Source organism: Pelomonas candidula (genome assembly GCF_043555985.1).
In the GTDB taxonomy this organism is placed as follows: domain Bacteria; phylum Pseudomonadota; class Gammaproteobacteria; order Burkholderiales; family Burkholderiaceae_C; genus Pelomonas; species Pelomonas candidula.
The window spans coordinates 88,770-102,046 of sequence record NZ_JBIGIC010000002.1; the positions used below are offsets into that span (position 1 = coordinate 88,770).

Below are 13,277 nucleotides of genomic sequence, written 5' to 3' on the forward strand. Positions count from 1 at the left end.
CCGGCTGATTAGGCCAGCTTCTCCTTGATACGCGCCGACTTGCCCGAACGCTGGCGGAGGTAGTACAGCTTGGCGCGGCGGACGTCACCGCGGCGCTTGACTTCGATCGAGGCGATCAGGGGGCTGTACAGCTGGAACGTACGCTCGACGCCTTCGCCGCTGGAGATCTTGCGGACGATGAAGCTGCTGTTCAGGCCGCGGTTGCGCTTGGCGATGACGACGCCTTCGTAGGCCTGCACGCGCTTGCGGGTGCCTTCAACGACGTTCACGCTGACGATCACGGTGTCGCCGGGGGCGAAGGCCGGGATGGTCTTGTTCAGGCGAGCAATTTCTTCTTGCTCAAGAGTTTGGATCAGGTTCATCTGTACTCCTGGGATCTTGGCGGAGCGCTATTTATCGGGATGTTTGCAGCCGCGAATCCGAAAATTCATCAGCCACTCGACCCGCCAGAGGATCGGACAGCCAGCTAATATAGCCTGAATTGCGGGTTTTGCCTAGAGCTTGGCCAGGAAAGCCTCGTCGGCCTTGCTGAGCCGGCCCGCGGCGCGAGCGGCGGCGATGAGCTCGGGGCGGCGCGCGGCGGTCAGCGCCAGCGAGCGCTCGCGACGCCAACGCCTGATGTCGGCATGGTGGCCGGACATCAGCACGGCCGGTACGTCGCGGCCATCGGGTAGCGTCTCGGGGCGGCTGTAGTGCGGACAGTCCAGCAGGCCGTCGGAGAAACTGTCCTGCTGGTGCGACTGCGCATCGCCCAGCACGCCGTCCTGCAGTCGGGCGACCGCGTCCAGCAGCGCCAGCGCCGGCAGCTCGCCGCCGGACAGCACGAAGTCGCCCAGGCTCAGCTCCAGCGTCACGTGACGGTCGAGCACGCGCTGATCGATGCCTTCGTAGCGGCCGCACAGCAGGATGGCGCCGGGACCGGCGGCCAGCTGCTGCACGAGTGGCTGGTCGATGCGGTCGCCGGTGGGCGTGAAGTGGATGACGACCGGCTCAGCCTCGCCGCGGTCGGCTTTGGCGGCGGCCAGCGCCTTCTCCAACGGCTCCACCAGCATGACCATGCCGGGACCACCACCGTAGGGCCGGTCGTCGACGCGGCGATAGTTGTCGTCGGCGAAATCGCGCAGCGGCCAGAAGCGCACGTCGACCTGGCGACTCTCGAAGGCGCGCCGCGTGACGCCATGCGTCAGGTGCGGCGCGAACAGCTCCGGGAAGATCGTCAGGATGTCGAAGCGCATGGAGCCCCGGCTCAGAAGTCCAGACCCCAGTCGACCGTGATGCGCCTGGCTTCGAGGCTCACGTCGTCAACGAAGGCACCGACGAACGGGATCAGCCGCTCCTGGTCGGGCTTGGCCGGTTCTTCCACGCCGGGCGGCAGGATGCGCAGCACGGCGTGCGGGCCGGTGTCGATGAGGCCGATGACACGACCCAGCGGCTGGTTCTCGCGGTTGACGACGTCCAGGCCGATCAGGTCGACCCAGTAGTACTCGCCATCGGGCGTGCGCGGGAAGTCACTGCGGGGGACGTAGATCTCATGGCCGCGCAGCGCCTCGGCAGCGTTGCGGTCGTCCACGCCATCGACCATCGCAACGATGCCCTCGCCCTGCTCGCGCACCGAACGCACGGCCAGCTGCGCCTGACCCGGCTTGGGGCCGGTGGACTTGAGGTACCAGCGCTTGGCGCTGAACAGCGCATCGGCGTCGGTCGAATAGGCCTGCACCTTCAGGCCGCCCTTGATGCCCCAGGCATCCAGGATTCGGCCGACCGGCACGAGATCCTCAGGCCAGGATTCACCAGAAGGCGCCGAAGCGCCCCTGGAAGCAAAAGACGGCGCCGAGGCGCCGTCTTGCTGAGGCTTGTTGCCTGCCACGCCGAACTTAGGCGGCAGCGACGGCGGCCTTCTTGGCGTCGTCAACCAGGCGGGCCACGGTGGGCGACAGCTGAGCGCCGACACCGATCCAGTAGCTGACGCGGTCCTGCGCCACGCGCAGCTTTTCTGCAGCGCCGGCGGCGATGGGGTTGTAGAAGCCGACGCGCTCGATGAAGCGGCCGTCACGGCGTTGCTGGCTGTTGGCAACGACGATGTTGTAGAAGGGGCGCTTCTTGGAACCGCCGCGAGCGAGACGAATGACAACCATGATGTTTCCTAAAAATTGGGCGACCACCGCACGAGGAGACACTCAGGGCGAGCAAGTCGGATAGCAGGAACCCCCTGCGAGGGGCTGGCCTCCGTAGATACGCCGCAGCCCCTTGCAGAGCAGCGACCGGCGCCAAAACCGCGCATTATAAACTCGATCGGATTCGATCCGGACCACTATGTCACACCCTGCCTCCGCCTCGCCCCTGACGCTGCGCCCCAGCACCGACGCCGACCTGCCTGCCATCCAGGCCATCTACGCCCAGGCCGTGCTGGAAGGCACCGGCACCTTCGAGACCGAAGTGCCCGACGTCGAGGAAATGGGGCGCCGCCGCGCCGAGGTGCTCGGCCGCCACCTCCCCTGGCTGGTCGCCGAGCGCGACGGCGAGATCCTGGGCTACGCCTACGCCAACTACTTCCGCCCTCGCCTGGCCTACCGTTTCTGTGTCGAGGACTCCATCTATCTCGCCCCTGCCGCCCAGGGCCAGGGCGTGGGCCGACTGCTGCTGGCCGAGCTGATGGCCCGCTGCGAGGCGGCCGGTGCGCGCCAGATGCTGGCCGTCATCGGTGATGCCGACAACGCCGGCTCCATCGGCGTGCACACGGCGCTGGGCTTTCAGCACACCGGCGTGCTGAAAAGTGCTGGCTGGAAGTTCGGCCGCTGGCTGGACGTCGTGCTGATGCGGCGCCCGCTGGGCCTGGGCGACGGCGTCGCGGCGGAATGAACGGCGCCATCAAACATAAGGCCGTCGCCACCTGGCTGGCCCTGACCGTAGGCGTCTTCGGACTGCACCGCTTCTACCTGCACGGCCTGAAGGACCGCTGGGGCTGGCTGTTCCCGCTGCCGACATTGCTCGGCCTGATCGGCGTGCAGCGCATGGACTCGCTGGGACAGGACGACCGCCTGGCCTGGTTGTTGATCCCGCTGCTGGGCGCGAGCCTGGTCGCGGCGCTGCTGGGCGGCATCGTCTACGGCCTGACGCCGGACGAGCGCTGGAACCAGCGCTTCAACGCCGGCCAGCCCGCATCGACTGGCGGCTGGGCCGCGATCATCGGCGTCGTGCTGTGCGTCTTCATCGGCGGCATCACGCTGATGTCGACCATCGCCTTCAGCGCGCAACGATATTTCGAATCCCAGGCCGACGGCCCCTGAGCTGCCGCGCATCCCGTGCGCGGCCCCGCGTCGCCGGACCGGAACGGATCAATACAGCGTGAAGCTGATCCAGTAGCAGATGCCGGCCACGACCGCCGCGGCGGGGATCGTGAAGATCCACGCCCAGACGATGGTGCCCGCCACACCCCAGCGCACGGCCGAAGCGCGCTGCACCGAGCCCACGCCGACGATGGCACCGGTGATGGTGTGCGTCGTCGACACCGGCACGCCCAGCGCCGTTGCGACGAACAGCGTGATCGCACCGCCGGTCTCGGCGCAGAAGCCGCCGACCGGCTTGAGCTTGGTGATGCGCTGGCCCATCGTCTGCACGATGCGCCAGCCACCGAACATCGTGCCCATGCCGATGGCGATGTAGCAAGCGAAGATGACCCAGGTCGGCGGCGACTTGTCGCCGACCGAGACCATGCCCGCGGCGATCAGCAGCATCCAGATCAGGCCGATGGTCTTCTGCGCGTCGTTGCCACCATGGCCCAGGCTGTAAAGCCCGGCCGACACGAGCTGCAGGCGGCGGAACCACCGGTCCACGCGCAGCGGCGACGTGTTGCGGCATATCCACGCGACCAGCACCATCATCAGCGAGCCCAGCACATAGCCCAGCAGCGGCGAGATGACGATGAAGGCCACCGTCTTCCAGATGCCCGCGCCAACCAGTGCATCCGGCCCGGCCTTGGCGATCACGGCACCGACGATGCCGCCGATCAGCGCATGCGAGGAACTCGACGGGATGCCCCGCCACCAGGTGATGAAGTTCCACGCGATGGCGCCCATCAGCGCACCGAAGACGACGTGGTGGTCGACGACGCCGGGCTCGACGATGCCCTTGCCCACAGTGGCGGCCACCTTGAGCTGGAAGATCGCGATGGCAACGACGTTGAAGAAAGCGGCGAACAGCACGGCCTGCTGGGGCTTCAGCACGCCGGTCGAGACGACGGTGGCTATCGAGTTGGCGGCATCGTGGAAGCCGTTCATGAAGTCGAACAGCAGCGCCAGCACGACGAGCAGGGCCACCACCCAGAAGGCGATCTCAGCGGATGCCATGGGGGCGCCGGATCAGGAGTTCTCGAGGACGATGCCCTCGATCAGGTTGGCGACGTCCTCGCAACGGTCGGAGATGGATTCGAGCTGCTCGTAGATGGCCTTGAGCTTGATGAGTTCGCGCACATCGGCCTCCTCGCGGAACAGGCGCGACATGGCCGAGCGCATGACGCGGTCGGCATCGGACTCCAGGCGGTCAATCTCCTCGCAGGTCTTGATCGCCGCCTCGGTCGTGGCCGGCTTGCTGAGGTGAGGCAGCAGCGTCACGGCGTGCTGCACGCGCTCGCAGCAGCGCACCGACAGCGTGGCCAGCTGCAGCACCTGCTCGGGCACGGCACGCACGTCGTACAACGACAGCGTCTCGGACGAGTCCTGCAGCAGGTCGACGATGTCGTCCATGGCATTGATGAGGCCGTGGATCTGCTCGCGGTCGATGGGCGTGATGAAGGTGCGGTGCAGCAGGCGATTCACCTCGGCCGTCACTCGGTCGGCAGCGTGCTCGGCCTTGTCGACGGCGTCCGCGTACTGCTGGCGCTGCGCCGGATCTGCATAGTTCTCGATCATCAGCAGGAAGGCGCGTGCACCCTCCGCGATGAAGGCGGCGTGCTCGTTGAACAGCTCAAAAAAATTGCCCTCGCGGGGCAGCAGCTTCCCAAACAGCATGGGCGTCCTTGGATTTCTGGAAGGCGCGCAGTTTACCGGGGCTTGTCACCGAATCGTCATCAGGCCGACGCAAACCGGCGGCAACACCACCACCCGCTCAGCCCGGCAAGGCGACGAACAGCAGCCCGTAACCCAGCGCGGCCGCGACGCACAGCGCGGGAATCGCATAGACATGGAACAGCAGCCAGGCCCGGCGATCGCCCGACAGCCGCAGCGCGATCAGGTTGGCCAGGGAGCCGACCATCAGCCCGAAACCGCCGATGTTCACGCCATAGGCCAGCACCCGCCAATCCCCGGTGTACTCGGCCAGCGCGATAGCGGCCGGTACGTTGCTGACGAGCTGACTCGCGCCAATGGCCGCGAAGAAAAGATGCGCCGGCCGCTCCAGTTGCAGCGCGAGCATGGCGTGACGCACCGCGTCGAGCCCGGCCAGCAGGCGCAGGTCGATGAACATCAGCACGAAGACCAGCAGCAGCCCCCAGTCCAGGCGCGCCAGCACGGCGGGCCGCACGACCATGAACACCGCCAGCACTGCGGCGGCGGCCCAGCCGGCGTGATGCAGATCGGTGGCCGCCAGGAACGGCAGGTACAGCCCCAGCGACACCGCCAGCAGGCCGCGATGCAGCGGCAACGGCGCAGCCTCGTCATGCACCTGGATGGGCCGGCCAGGGAACACGAGTGCCGTCAGCAGCAGCAGCAGCGCCATCAGCGCCATCACAAGCGGCAGCAGATGCCAGACAAACACGCCGAACGGCACCTTGGCAAGCTGCCAGAGAAACAGGTTCTGCGGGTTACCGATCGGCGTCAGCGCCGAGCCGACGTTCACCGCCAGCGCCTCGAAAACGATCAACGGTGTCGCCTGCAGACGGGCGAGCCGGCACACACCCAGTGTCAGCGGTACGACAACGAACAGAGCCACGTCGTTCGTCAACACCGTGGACAACAACGCCGCCGCCGATACCAGCACCAGCGCAGCGGCCCGCTCGGTGGCCATCGCCGCCACCAGGGCATGGCCCAGCCGGTTCAGCGCTCCGCTGAGCTCCAGCCCCTGGGTCAGCGCCAGCAGGCCGGTCAGCGCGGCCATCGTTGGCCAGTCGACCAGCGCGGCATAGGTCGGGATGCGACTCGGCGCCACCGCACTGAGCACCAGCAGCCCCAGCAGCAGGACCTGGAAGAAACGGTCCTCGCGCAGCCCTCGGCCCACCCGGCGAAGCGTGTCGATCATCGAGGGGCGCAGGCTTTCGCGAGACAAGAGAGCATGGAATGGGCCCAGCCGGGCGTCAGAGCGACAACGGCCCCAGGCGCTCAATGCGCTGCTGTTGCCACACCTCGCCCACGGCGAGCGCGGTCAGATGGGGCGCGATCTCCAGCAGCGGGTGCAGCACGAAGGCGCGCTCGCCCAGGCGCGGATGCGGCAGCGTCAGCCTCGGCGTGTCGAGCACGACATCGGCGTAGAGCAGCAGGTCCAGGTCCAGCGTGCGCGGCGCGTTGCGGTAGGGACGCTCGCGGCCATGCGCCTGCTCGATCGCCTGCAGCGCATCCAGCAATTCGATGGGCGACAGCGCCGTGTCCAGAGCGACGACGGCGTTCAGGAAGTCTGGCCCTGCCGCATCGACAGGCGCGCTGCGCCAGACGCTGGACAGCGCAGCGACGTGCGTGCCCGGCAGCGCGGCCATGCGCAGCGCGGCCAGCGTCAGCGTCGCGGAAAGGTCGGCACCGAGGTTGGCACCGAGGCCGACGTAGGCGCGCGAGCTCACTCGGCTGCGGGCGCCGGTGCGCCAGCGCCCTCCCCGCCACCACCGGGCTTGCGGCGACGGCGGCGGCGCTTCTTCGCAGGGGCATCGACGACCGTGTCGGCCTCGTCGTCGGCCGGCGCCTCGGCTTCGGCCGACGGACGCGGCGCGCGCACCACGCGTGGCTGCTTCTGCTGCGATGCGCGGGCGTCGGCCAGCAGGGCCTGGCGGTCGTCGTCGCTGCCGAGGGCAAAGTCTTCCCACCAGTCGGCCAGCGCCGGGTCGATCTCACCGGCGTCGGCCCGCAGGCGCAGGAAGTCGAAGCCGGCGCGGTAGCGCGGCTGTTCGATGAGGCTGAAGACACCCGAGCCGGTGCGGCGCTCGAAGCGGGTCTGCATCATCCAGATCTCGCGCATGTCGGCCGCCAGCTTGCCGCGGCCGGAGATATCGCCGATGCGGGCATCGAAGACGGCGTCGATGGCCTGGGCCAGCGCCGGCACGGGCGGCTCGCCGCCGTTGCGGATCTTGGTCCAGCGGTCCAGCACCTCGTGCCACAGCATGCAGGCCAGCATGAAGCTGGGGCTGACGCCGCGGCCTTCCTTGACACGGCGGTCCGTGTCCTCGAACGCCTGGGTGACAAACTTGCCGCGCACGCCGTCGGGCAGGTCACCGGTCTCGGTCAGCATGGCGTCCAGCACGGCAAACACGCCCCGGCCGAGGCCCAGCTTCTTCAGCTGTGCGATGCTGGCCAGCGAGTGGCCGGTCTGCAGCAGCTTGATCATCTCGTCGAACAAGCGCGAGGCCGGCACATTGGCCAGCAGCGCGGCCGAGGCCTTGACCGGCGCCAACGTGCTGGGCTCCAGCGTGAAGCCCAGCTTGGCCGCAAAGCGCACGGCACGGATGATGCGGACCGGGTCCTCGCGGTAGCGGGTCTCGGGGTCGCCGATCATGCGCAGCAGCTTGGACTTGGCGTCAGCCAGGCCGCCGTGGTAGTCCACGACGAGTCGGCGCTGCGGGTCGTAGTACATCGCGTTGACGGTGAAGTCGCGGCGCGCCGCGTCCTCGACCTGCGGGCCCCAGACGTTGTCGCGCAACACGCGGCCGCTGGCATCGACGGCGTGGGCCTTGCCCTGCAGCTCGGACTTGGATGTCTTCTCGTTGCCGGCAACGGTCTCGGTAGCGGCGGTGGGCAGCGCGCGGAAGGTCGACACCTCGATGACTTCGTGCTCGCGACCACGGCCGTAGACAACGTGCACGATCTCGAAACGCCGGCCGATGATGAAGGCGCGGCGGAACAGGCCCTTGACCTGCTGGGGCGTCGCGTTGGTGGCAACGTCGAAGTCCTTGGGCCGCACGCCCAGCAGCAGATCGCGCACGGCACCACCGACGATGTAAGCCTCGAAGCCGGCGTCGGTCAGTGTCTTGACGACCTTGACGGCCCGCTCGTCGAGCAGGTCGGGGTCGATGCCATGCACGTCGGCGGGAATCTCGACGCGTTTGCCCAGCGGGCTGGCCTTCTTGCCGGTGGCTGCGGCGGGCTTGCCGAGCAGCTTGTCGATGAACTTCTTGATCATGCGAAGAGTTGCAACTGGGGCCAGCCGCGCTCCGTGGCGATCTTGGCGAGGGACGGGCTGGGATTGGTCGCCACCGGGTGGCTGACTCGCTCGAGCAGCGGGAGGTCGTTGGTCGAGTCGCTATAGAAGGTGACTCGATCGAACCCGGCCGATTGTGCCCCCAGGCTCTGCAGCCAGGCGTCGACGCGATCGATCTTGCCCTCGCGGAAGCTGGGCACGCCGCGGATTGCACCGGTGTAGCGCCCTTGCTCGTCACGCTCCAGCTGGACGGCGATCAGATGCTCGATACCGAAGGCTTCGGCAAACGGCGCGGTGACGAACTCGTTGGTGGCCGTGACCAGCGCGATCAGGTCGCCGGCCGCGCGGTGTTTCTCGACCAGCGCCATCGCTTCGGGATGCAGCGCCGGCTTGCCGATTTGCTCCATGAACCGCTCGCGCATCGCCAGCGCCTCGTCCAGCGGCCGGCCGCGCCAGGCGGAGGTCGCGAACTCGACGTAGGCCGGCAGGTCCAGTGTGCCGGCGTTGTACTGGGCAAAGAACTCGTCATTGCGACGCCCCCAGGCCTCGCTATCCGCCCAACCGACCTCGACCATGAAGGCGCCGAAGGAATGGTCGGAATCCACCGGGATCAACGTCCCGTCCAGGTCAAACAGCGTGAGATTCATAAAATGGGGTCAGAGTCTATTTTCTTTTCGCCGGTCTCGTCGGCCAGCATGGCCTTCAGCAACGGCAGGGTCAGCGATCGCTTGCTGGCCATGGCGAATTCATCCAGCCGCTCCAGCAGAGACATCAAGCCCTTGAGGTTGCGCTCGAAGCGGGTCAGCAGGTAGGACAGCACCTCGTCACCCAGCAACAGGCCGCGGCGGTCGGCCTCGCGGCGTAGCACGGCGCGCATTTCGGCTTCGCGCAGCGGCGTGAGCTGGAAGCTTGGGCCCCAGCCGAGGCGGGTGCGCAGGTCTTCGCGGACGTTCAGGTCGACGGCGGGCGCATCGGCCGTCGCGACGACGGTGTAGCCCTGCCCCGCCGACGCCACGAACAGCGCGAACGCCGCGTGCTGCTGGCCGGCATCGAAGCGCTGGCAGTCGTCCAGCAGCAGCAGGCTCTCGTGGGCGGGCAGCTCCCACGGCAAGGCGGTATCGGCGTCGTACCAGGCAACGCGCTGGCCGGCGGCCTGCCAGCGTTCCGCCAGCGCCTGCAGCAGATGCGTCTTGCCGGAGCCAGTCGGCCCCCACAGCAGCACGGGCGGATCAGCCGGCATCAGGCCCAGCAGGTAGGCCAGCGCCTCGGCATTGGCGCCGGGCAGGAAGTTGTCGAAGCTGTGCGCGGGCGGCGCCAGCAATGCGAGCGGGATCTGCCTCATCAACGGAACAGAGAACTTGCGAGATAGGCCCGATGCAGGCGACGCACTGCGACGGCCGCCACGGCGGACAGCGGCAGCGCGATCAGCACGCCGACAAAGCCCAGCAGATGGCCGAAGGCCAGCAGCGCGAAGATGACCATCAGCGGGCTCATGCCGATGCGCTCGCCGACAAAGCGCGGCGTCAGCACGAAGCCCTCCAGCAACTGGCCGATGCCGAAGACGATGGCCACCGCGATGAAACCGTAGAAGCTGGCGAATTGCAGCAAGCCGGCCAGCAACGCCAGCAGCAGGCCCACGCCGAAGCCCAGGTAGGGGATGAAGACGGCCAGCCCCGTGAAGACGCCGATGGGCAACGCCAGGTCGAAGCGGGCAAGCATCAGGCCCACGCTGTAGTAGATGGCCAGCGCACCCATAACGAGCAACTGGCCGCGCAGGTACTGCCCCAGCGTCTGGTGGCATTCGTCGAGGAAGCTGCCGACCGAGTCGCGCGCCGCCAGCGGCACGAGGGCGCGCATGCGCTCGACGAGGCTGGGCCAGTCGGCCAGCAGGTAGAACAGCACGACGGGCAGCAGCACCGCGTTTCCAATGAAGGTGAGCAGGAAGCTGCCGCCGATGCGCGCCGAACTGAGAGCCGTGGCGAGCCAGTCCTCGAGGTTGGCGTCCAGGTACTTCAGCACGAAGGCCTTGATGCTGGCCGGGTCCAACTGCATGTAGACGCCGTACTCGGCCAGCCAGGGCGAGAGCTTGTCGTTGGCCTGCTTGGCCAGCACCGGGATCTGCTCGCGCAACGCCGGCAATTCCTTGCTGAGGATGGGCAGGACCAGCAGCAGCAGCGCCAGCAGCGCGGTGCCGAACAGCAGCTCGACCACCAGCACCGCCAGCGACCGCGGCACGCGCCGGTCCACCAGCACCTGCACGGCCGGGGCCAGCGCGTAGGCCAGCACCAGCGCCGCGATGAACGGCGCCAGCACGGGCGACAACAGCCACAGCAGCAGCGCCAGCCCGAAGGCGACGCCGCCCCAGGCCAGTGCGGTGCGTTGGTGCTTGCTGAGCTTCATCGTCATGAGGTGGGCGCGAGGGCGCGGATTGTCACTGAAGCGGCGGGGTTCGCTGATCGAGCAGCGAGGCCAGGCGCTCACGCAGCGCCGCGGCGTCGGGCGCATCGCCGCACTCGGCGAGGTAGAAGGCCAGGTCTTCGGCTGCGGCAGCATGCGCGCCCAGAGATTCCAGCACCAAGCCGCGGTCGCGCCGCTCGGCGGCGTCTCCGGGCAGAAGCACGACCAGGCGCTGCTGCACCGCCAGCAGTCGCACCCAGTCGCGCGCGGCGAAGTGCACTTCCTTCAGATTGCGCAGCATGCGGGCCAGGATCTGGCGCTTGGTCGCGGCGCGCAGGAAAAACTCCAACGGCAGCTCCAGGTCGTCCGGCAGGCCGCTGCCGTGGCGGTAGACGGCCAGCAGCTCGTCCAGCCGCGCGGGCGACAGCGCCTCGCCGGTGAAGGGGTCGATGACCGCCTCTCCCAGCCCCACGCGGCATTTGACGAGGAAATGCCCCGGAAAAGCCACGCCCGCCATGCGCAGCCCGGCCTGCTCGCCCAGCTCCAGCAGCAGCACGGCCAGCGTGATCGGGATGCCGCGGCGCGTCTCCAGCACGCGGTGGACGAAGCTGTTGTCCGCCGCGTAGTAGTTGTTCAGGTTGCCGGCAAACCCCAGCTCGCCGTGGAAGAAGCGCGTCAGCGACCGCAGCCGCTCAGGCGGCGGCGTCTCGGGCACGAGGCGCTCGCGCAGCCGGCGCGCCAGGCCATCCACCTGGGCCAGCACGGCTTGCACGTCCAGCTGCGGGTGTTCGTCATGGGCCAGGCTGACGGCGGCTTCGAGCAGGTTGAGGCTGTCGTCGTCCGCCACCAGCGTGGCGAAGTAGTCCAGCGGGGTCGGCGCCGCGAACTTCATCAGCTGGGACGCCCCAGCGCCCTGGGCCGCAAGCCGGCCAGCAGCAGCACCGCGAAATAGACGGCGGCGCTGGCGGCCAGGCTGCCGGCCATGAAGAGCGCTCGCTGGAACTCATGCGCACCGAGGGCAATCCAGTCCAGCCGCGTCGCCAGTTGCCACTGCAGCAGGCCCATCGCCACACAGCCCAGCGCCACGCGCAAGGCAAAGCGCACCCAGCCCGGCTCCGGGCGGTAACTACCGAGCTTTCTCAGCCCCCACAGCAGCCAGCTGGCATTGACCAACGCACCCAAGCCGATGGACAACGCCAGGCCGGCCACACCGACCCACGGCACGAAGACGAGGTTGAAGCACTGTGTCAACACCAGCACGGCGATGGCAATCTTGGCCGGCGTGCCGGTGTCCTGGCGCGCGTAGAAGCCCGGCGCCAGCACCTTGACGGCAATCAACCCGAGCAGGCCCACACCCCAGCCCATGACCGACTGCGCCGTGTGGCCCACGTCGGCCGGCGTGAAGGCGCCGCGGTGGTACAGCACCGCGGTCAGCGGCACGGCGAAGACCAGCAGCGCCACGGCGCAAGGCAGGGCCAGCAGCAGCACCATGCGAAGGCCCCAATCCAGCAGGCGGCTGTAGCGCTCGGACTGGCCCGATGCCTGCGCGGCCGACAGCTGCGGCGTCAGTACCGACGCCAACGCCACGCCCAGCAAGCCAATGGGGAACTCCATCAACCGATCGGCATAGTTCAGCCAGGACGTCGCCCCGCTGCCCAGGTTGCTGGAAATCTGCGTGTTGATCATCAGCGACAGTTGGGACACGCCAACGCCCAGCAGTGCCGGCCCCATGTTGATCAGCATCCGACCGACCCCCGGATGCTTGCGCGCCTCGCGCAGCGCCCGCCACGTCCAGCCCAGGCGCGGCAGCATGCCGATGGAGCGCAGCGCCGGCCATTGCACAGCCAGTTGCAAAACGCCGCCCAGCATCACGCCGACAGCCATCGCGTAGATACCGGGAAAGCCGGCGCGCTGCAGGGGTGCGGCAAGAGCCCAGCAGACGGCGATGGTGCTCAGGTTCATCAACACCGGCGTGGCCGCCGGCACCACGAAGCGCCGCCACGTGTTCATGATGCCCGCCGACAGTGCCACCAGCGACATGCAGGCGATGTACGGGAACATGATCCGCGTCATGACCACCGAGGCATCGAACTCGCGCGACGGCAGGCCGGAGCCCAGCAGCCACACCAGCACCGGCGCCGCCACGATGCCGACGACGGACGTCGCCACCAGCGCCCAGGTCAGCACGGTGGCAACGGCATCGACGAGCCGATGCGTCGCCTCATCGCCATCCGTCGCCCGGGTGGCCGCCAGCAGCGGCACGAAGGCCTGCGAGAAGGCCCCCTCGGCCAGCAGGCGGCGCAGCAGGTTGGGGATGCGGAACGCAACCAGGAAAGCGTCGGTGAGGAACGAGGCACCGAAAAGACCGGCCACCATCTGTTCACGGACAAGGCCGGTGATGCGCGAGGTCAGGGTCAGCAGGGATATGGTCGACGCAGCGCGCAGCAGATTCATGGCGGCGGATTATCTGTGTCGCCGATAACAACTCTTTTGAAACTCTGTCCTGACACTTGGCTTTAACACTGATTCCGGGCTATACTCGCTGTCTT

16 protein-coding genes are annotated in these 13,277 nt (G+C 68.1%); 2 read left to right on the plus strand and 14 right to left on the minus strand.

Annotated features, from left to right (window positions below; translation table 11 throughout):
• Nucleotides 1-8: 8 nt before the first annotated feature.
• The 4 genes from rplS to rpsP all read right to left on the minus strand — a co-directional run bounded on the left by rplS (nt 9) and on the right by rpsP (nt 2,135).
• Nucleotides 9-362 carry a 50S ribosomal protein L19 gene (gene rplS, locus ACG04R_RS03950; protein ID WP_133604921.1) on the minus strand — a complete coding sequence of 118 codons (354 nt, stop codon included), beginning with the start codon at nt 360-362 and terminating at the stop codon, nt 9-11.
• Between the two features lie 132 nt (nt 363-494).
• Complete coding sequence (gene trmD / locus ACG04R_RS03955; RefSeq protein ID WP_394406569.1) at nt 495-1,235, minus strand: tRNA (guanosine(37)-N1)-methyltransferase TrmD; 741 nt, start codon at nt 1,233-1,235, stop codon at nt 495-497.
• A gap of 11 nt (nt 1,236-1,246) precedes the next feature.
• Nucleotides 1,247-1,768, minus strand: a complete 522-nt coding sequence (rimM, locus tag ACG04R_RS03960) for a ribosome maturation factor RimM (RefSeq protein ID WP_394406570.1) — start codon at nt 1,766-1,768, stop codon at nt 1,247-1,249.
• A 106-nt stretch (nt 1,769-1,874) separates the two neighbouring features.
• The gene (gene rpsP / locus ACG04R_RS03965; protein ID WP_394406571.1) at nt 1,875-2,135 is read right to left on the minus strand and encodes a 30S ribosomal protein S16; all 261 of its coding nucleotides are present in this window, start codon (nt 2,133-2,135) and stop codon (nt 1,875-1,877) included.
• Nucleotides 2,136-2,313: 178 nt separating this feature from the next.
• Here rpsP and ACG04R_RS03970 point away from each other — a divergent pair, with 178 nt between their 5' ends.
• Together ACG04R_RS03970 and ACG04R_RS03975 are read left to right on the plus strand one after the other, a co-directional pair.
• A complete protein-coding gene (locus ACG04R_RS03970) occupies nt 2,314-2,859 on the plus strand; it encodes a GNAT family N-acetyltransferase (RefSeq protein ID WP_394406572.1) in 546 nt (181 codons plus the stop codon).
• Nucleotides 2,856-3,287, plus strand: a complete 432-nt coding sequence (locus ACG04R_RS03975) for a TM2 domain-containing protein (protein WP_394406573.1) — start codon at nt 2,856-2,858, stop codon at nt 3,285-3,287. Before ACG04R_RS03970 ends, ACG04R_RS03975 begins: the two co-directional genes overlap by 4 nt.
• A gap of 48 nt (nt 3,288-3,335) precedes the next feature.
• Here the strand turns inward: ACG04R_RS03975 and ACG04R_RS03980 are convergent, their stop codons facing one another.
• The 10 genes from ACG04R_RS03980 to murJ form a co-directional block, all read right to left on the minus strand.
• A complete protein-coding gene (locus tag ACG04R_RS03980) occupies nt 3,336-4,346 on the minus strand; it encodes an inorganic phosphate transporter (RefSeq protein ID WP_394406574.1) in 1,011 nt (336 codons plus the stop codon).
• A 12-nt stretch (nt 4,347-4,358) separates the two neighbouring features.
• The gene (locus tag ACG04R_RS03985) at nt 4,359-5,006 is read right to left on the minus strand and encodes a DUF47 domain-containing protein (protein ID WP_394406575.1); all 648 of its coding nucleotides are present in this window, start codon (nt 5,004-5,006) and stop codon (nt 4,359-4,361) included.
• Between the two features lie 97 nt (nt 5,007-5,103).
• Nucleotides 5,104-6,315, minus strand: coding sequence for an SLC13 family permease (locus tag ACG04R_RS03990; RefSeq protein WP_394406576.1), 1,212 nt, complete (start codon nt 6,313-6,315; stop codon nt 5,104-5,106).
• Nucleotides 6,287-6,763 carry a 2-amino-4-hydroxy-6-hydroxymethyldihydropteridine diphosphokinase gene (folK, locus tag ACG04R_RS03995; protein ID WP_394406577.1) on the minus strand — a complete coding sequence of 159 codons (477 nt, stop codon included), beginning with the start codon at nt 6,761-6,763 and terminating at the stop codon, nt 6,287-6,289. The genes ACG04R_RS03990 and folK overlap by 29 nt, the downstream gene beginning before the upstream one ends.
• Complete coding sequence (pcnB, locus tag ACG04R_RS04000) at nt 6,760-8,313, minus strand: polynucleotide adenylyltransferase PcnB (RefSeq protein ID WP_394406578.1); 1,554 nt, start codon at nt 8,311-8,313, stop codon at nt 6,760-6,762. Before pcnB ends, folK begins: the two co-directional genes overlap by 4 nt.
• Entirely contained in the window at nt 8,310-8,978 is a 669-nt protein-coding gene (locus ACG04R_RS04005; RefSeq protein WP_394406579.1) for a histidinol-phosphatase, read from the minus strand. The genes pcnB and ACG04R_RS04005 overlap by 4 nt, the downstream gene beginning before the upstream one ends.
• Nucleotides 8,975-9,673, minus strand: coding sequence for a DnaA regulatory inactivator Hda (gene hda, locus ACG04R_RS04010; protein WP_394406580.1), 699 nt, complete (start codon nt 9,671-9,673; stop codon nt 8,975-8,977). The genes ACG04R_RS04005 and hda overlap by 4 nt, the downstream gene beginning before the upstream one ends.
• Nucleotides 9,673-10,737, minus strand: coding sequence for an AI-2E family transporter (locus ACG04R_RS04015; RefSeq protein WP_394406581.1), 1,065 nt, complete (start codon nt 10,735-10,737; stop codon nt 9,673-9,675). The genes hda and ACG04R_RS04015 overlap by 1 nt, the downstream gene beginning before the upstream one ends.
• A gap of 25 nt (nt 10,738-10,762) precedes the next feature.
• Complete coding sequence (locus ACG04R_RS04020; RefSeq protein ID WP_394406582.1) at nt 10,763-11,620, minus strand: SirB1 family protein; 858 nt, start codon at nt 11,618-11,620, stop codon at nt 10,763-10,765.
• Nucleotides 11,620-13,182 carry a murein biosynthesis integral membrane protein MurJ gene (gene murJ, locus ACG04R_RS04025; protein WP_394406583.1) on the minus strand — a complete coding sequence of 521 codons (1,563 nt, stop codon included), beginning with the start codon at nt 13,180-13,182 and terminating at the stop codon, nt 11,620-11,622. Before murJ ends, ACG04R_RS04020 begins: the two co-directional genes overlap by 1 nt.
• Nucleotides 13,183-13,277: the final 95 nt, after the last annotated feature.

Bases quoted from the DNA above. Each gene is read 5' to 3' on its own strand.
- rplS (WP_133604921.1), bottom strand. From the start codon at position 362: ATGAACCTGATCCAAACTCTTGAGCAAGAAGAAATTGCTCGCCTGAAC.
- trmD (WP_394406569.1), bottom strand. From the start codon at position 1,235: ATGCGCTTCGACATCCTGACGATCTTCCCGGAGCTGTTCGCGCCGCAC.
- rpsP (WP_394406571.1), bottom strand. From the start codon at position 2,135: ATGGTTGTCATTCGTCTCGCTCGCGGCGGTTCCAAGAAGCGCCCCTTC.
- ACG04R_RS03970 (WP_394406572.1), top strand. From the start codon at position 2,314: ATGTCACACCCTGCCTCCGCCTCGCCCCTGACGCTGCGCCCCAGCACC.
- ACG04R_RS03975 (WP_394406573.1), top strand. From the start codon at position 2,856: ATGAACGGCGCCATCAAACATAAGGCCGTCGCCACCTGGCTGGCCCTG.
- ACG04R_RS03980 (WP_394406574.1), bottom strand. From the start codon at position 4,346: ATGGCATCCGCTGAGATCGCCTTCTGGGTGGTGGCCCTGCTCGTCGTG.
- ACG04R_RS03985 (WP_394406575.1), bottom strand. From the start codon at position 5,006: ATGCTGTTTGGGAAGCTGCTGCCCCGCGAGGGCAATTTTTTTGAGCTG.
- pcnB (WP_394406578.1), bottom strand. From the start codon at position 8,313: ATGATCAAGAAGTTCATCGACAAGCTGCTCGGCAAGCCCGCCGCAGCC.
- ACG04R_RS04005 (WP_394406579.1), bottom strand. From the start codon at position 8,978: ATGAATCTCACGCTGTTTGACCTGGACGGGACGTTGATCCCGGTGGAT.
- hda (WP_394406580.1), bottom strand. From the start codon at position 9,673: ATGAGGCAGATCCCGCTCGCATTGCTGGCGCCGCCCGCGCACAGCTTC.
- ACG04R_RS04015 (WP_394406581.1), bottom strand. From the start codon at position 10,737: ATGACGATGAAGCTCAGCAAGCACCAACGCACCGCACTGGCCTGGGGC.
- ACG04R_RS04020 (WP_394406582.1), bottom strand. From the start codon at position 11,620: ATGAAGTTCGCGGCGCCGACCCCGCTGGACTACTTCGCCACGCTGGTG.
- murJ (WP_394406583.1), bottom strand. From the start codon at position 13,182: ATGAATCTGCTGCGCGCTGCGTCGACCATATCCCTGCTGACCCTGACC.